Annotated in this window: 1 protein-coding gene and 1 pseudogene; one reads left to right on the top strand and one right to left on the bottom strand. The window is 38.3% G+C overall.

Annotated features, from left to right (window positions below):
• Positions 1-156: 156 nt before the first annotated feature.
• Entirely contained in the window at positions 157-2997 is a 2841-nt protein-coding gene (uvrA, locus tag K2N75_RS05415) for an excinuclease ABC subunit UvrA (protein ID WP_297681722.1), read from the top strand.
• A gap of 26 nt (positions 2998-3023) precedes the next feature.
• Here the strand turns inward: uvrA and K2N75_RS05410 are convergent.
• Positions 3024-3237: pseudogene (locus K2N75_RS05410) on the bottom strand (methyl-accepting chemotaxis protein); the annotation flags it as partial.

Here is a 3237-nt window from a genome sequence, read left to right as displayed (position 1 = left end):
ATTATTACATTAATATCAAAGTAATTGCTAATCTCTTGTTTAGATAAAAAGCAAGAATCTTGTTGCGAATCTTTACTTTACTTTGATTTTATTTGCGTCAAATCTTTTGGATTTTGTTATAATTACCGATTAATTTATTTGAAATAAAGGCTTATTTTGGACTCAAAAACTAAAACACCGCTTGATTATATTATTATTACAAACGCAAAAGAAAACAATTTAAAAAATATCAGTCTAAATATCCCCAAAAACAAACTTGTGATTCTTACAGGATTAAGTGGCAGTGGCAAAAGCACTTTAGCCTTTGATACGCTTTATGCAGAGGGACAACGCAGATATATAGAATCCCTTTCAAGCTATGCAAGGCAGTTTTTGGATAAAATCGGCAAGCCAGATGTGGATAAGATAGAGGGACTAACTCCAGCCATTGCAATAGACCAAAAGACGACAAGCAAAAATCCGCGCTCCACAGTGGGAACAATTACAGAGATTTATGATTATCTGCGTTTGCTTTTTGCGCGCATTGGTGTGCAGCATTGTCATTTGTGCGGCAAATCCATTTCAAAAATGAATGCAAGTGATATTATTGCTCAAGTGTTAAAAATTAAAGAAAATTCTAAAATTTTGATTTTATCCCCCATTATCCGCGAAAAGAAAGGAACTTTTAACGACAAATTAGAATCCTTACGCCAAAAAGGCTATGTGAGAGCACAGATTAATGGTGTGCTTGTGCGCTTAGATGAGGAAATCTCACTTGCTAAAACTAAAAAACATACGATTAAAGTTGTGATTGACCGCGTCGTCGCCAATGAGGCAAACAAAGACAGGATTGCACAAGACATTGAAAAGGCTTTAAAGGAATCTTACGGAGAAGTAGAGATTGAGATTCTACCCGAAGAGAAAGAATCCAAGCCGACTTTGGTACATTATAGCGAGCATTTGGCTTGTTTTGATTGTAAGGTTTCTTTTAATCCCTTAGAACCTCTTAGCTTTTCTTTTAACTCTCCCAAAGGAGCGTGTACCAAATGCGACGGCTTAGGGATTCGTTATAGCATTGATACTAAGAAAGTCATTCAATCTAGTTTGCCTTTGAGCGAGGGCGGGATTAGGATTATTTATGGGTTTAATAAAAGTTACTACAATGAGCTATTCCGCGCTTTTTGTTTGGCAAATCAGATTAATCCTCAAGATGCCTTTGAGGACTTGAACGAATATCAACAAAAGTTAATTTTATATGGAAGCACAGAAGAAGTAGAGTTTCAATGGAAAAGCTCTAAGCTCAAGCGTCCTTGGGCTGGGGTGATTTCCATTGCCTATGATATGTTTAAGGATAATAAAGATTTGGGCGACTATATGAGCGAAAAAACTTGCGAGGAATGCGGCGGACATCGTTTGCTGCCACAAAGTTTGGCGGTTAAGGTTGCAAATAAGACGATTGGGGATTTGTTGGATTTGCCGATTGAAGAATGCTATGGGTTTTTTGCCAATCCCGCGAATTTTACTTATTTGGATACACAAAGTGCAATGATTGCCGCTCCGATTCTTAAGGAAATTTGTGAGCGACTTTATTTTTTGTATGATGTAGGGCTTGGGTATCTAAGCTTAGGACGCGACGCGCGCAGTATCAGCGGAGGAGAATCACAACGCATTAGAATCGCAAGTCAGATTGGTAGCGGACTTACGGGTGTAATGTATGTGCTAGATGAGCCAAGCATTGGGTTGCACGAACGCGATACTTTGAGACTTATTAAAACCTTAAGAAGCTTGCAACAAAAAGGCAATTCTGTTATCGTCGTAGAGCACGATAAAGAAACGATTGAACACGCGGATTTTATCGTAGATATTGGACCCGGAGCTGGTAAATATGGTGGTGAAGTCGTATTTAGTGGGAATCTGACGCAATTATTAAAAAGTAAAACCCAAACAGCGCAGTATTTAAGTGGTGCAAAAAAAATAGAATATTTTGTGCGTCGCAAGCAAGAGGAATGGATTGAAATTTTAAATATCAATATCAACAATATTCATAATCTTAATGTAAAACTGCCAATTAAAAATTTCGTCTGTGTAACGGGTGTGAGTGGGAGCGGCAAAAGCTCTCTTGTCCTGCAAACTTTGCTTCCTGTCGCTCAAGAGCTACTCAATAATCGCAAAAAGGTAAAAAAAGTTGATGGTGTGGAAATTGTAGGTTTGGAGAAGCTAGATAAAGTGATTTATCTTGACCAAAGCCCCATTGGGCGCACTCCTCGTTCCAATCCCGCAACTTATACCGGAGCAATGGACGAGATTCGGCAGATTTTTGCACAAACAAAAGAAGCACAGATTCGTAATTATGGCATTAGTCGTTTTAGTTTCAATGTTAAAGGTGGAAGATGTGAGAAATGTATGGGAGAGGGAGAGATTAGGATTGAAATGCACTTTTTGCCCGATATTATGGTGAAATGTGATGCGTGTGGCGGCACGCGTTACAATACTCAAACTTTAGAGGTAGAATATAAAGGCAAAAACATTGCGGAAGTTCTAGAATTTAGCGTAGATGAAGCTTGCGAATTTTTTGTTAAGATTCCACGCATTTATCAAAAGCTTAAAACTCTACAAGATGTGGGTTTGGGTTATATCACTTTGGGACAAAATGCTGTAACTTTAAGTGGCGGGGAGGCGCAACGCATTAAGCTTGCCAAAGAGCTAAGTCGTAAAGATACAGGCAAAACGCTTTATATTTTAGATGAGCCAACTACCGGATTGCATTTTGCAGATGTGGATAGATTGGTGCGTGTATTGCACCATTTAACAGATTTAGGAAATAGTGTTATTGTAATTGAGCATAATTTGGATATTATCAAAAATGCAGATTTTATCCTTGATATTGGACCAGAGGGGGGAAGCAATGGAGGCAAGATTGTAGATAGTGGTTCGCCCGAACGCATTGCAAAAAGACATAAAAAAACAGCAAGCCATACAGGAAAGTTTTTAGCTAAAGAATTAGGAACGGAATCCTAAGCCAAGCAAATCCAAAAAGGGATTTCTTAGAACTTCTTGTTGTTTGTTTCGTTTAACACCTCGGTTGCAAGATTATCTACGACTTCGGAAATTTCTGCGCAAGAGTCGGCGATAGATTCATTCTCTCGTGTGAGTTGTTCCAATTTTTCTACTACTTGACTAATCTGTTCTACGCTTTTAGTTTCTTCTTTGACAGATTCACTCATTTCATTAATGCCTTGCACAAGAACATTCACATTT

Origin of the sequence: Helicobacter sp. (genome assembly GCF_029067145.1) — a bacterium.
GTDB lineage: Bacteria > Campylobacterota > Campylobacteria > Campylobacterales > Helicobacteraceae > Helicobacter_D.
This window is presented reverse-complemented; position numbering and strand designations above follow the sequence as displayed.